This is a genomic window from Cognaticolwellia mytili, assembly GCF_002104475.1.
Lineage (GTDB): Bacteria > Pseudomonadota > Gammaproteobacteria > Enterobacterales > Alteromonadaceae > Cognaticolwellia > Cognaticolwellia mytili.
The window spans coordinates 1-286 of the sequence record NZ_NBOF01000040.1 but is presented as its reverse complement, the minus strand read 5'-3'; the positions used below and the strand labels follow the sequence as shown (position 1 = coordinate 286).

The window sequence follows — 286 nt, the reverse complement described above, 5'->3', positions numbered from 1 at the left end:
AAATATCCTTCGTTAAGCGTTTTTCATTCATGAATTTTTTATGATCACTAAAATGCAACTCCGCTAAAGCACCTTCGAGAAATAGATGAATATCAAACTTCGGTTTTGTAGTATTTTCAGTAAATACCTGTATTTTTCGGTGTAGCTTATGAATTTCATATGTAATAAGCTGGTCCTTTTTACGTATGGTAAAATAACCTCCTAATTTTTCACCGATTATAAAGTTTATTCCCACTGTCTGTTCGCCGTTTAACATTCCAACACACTTGTTATCCTTCCCACGAAA

Annotated in this window: 1 protein-coding gene; it reads right to left on the bottom strand. The window is 33.2% G+C overall.

Annotated features, from left to right (window positions below):
• A partial coding sequence (locus tag B7C41_RS19985) for a Ger(x)C family spore germination C-terminal domain-containing protein (RefSeq protein WP_328590818.1) occupies positions 1-256 on the bottom strand: 256 nt, incomplete at its 3' end.
• Positions 257-286 lie beyond the last annotated feature (30 nt).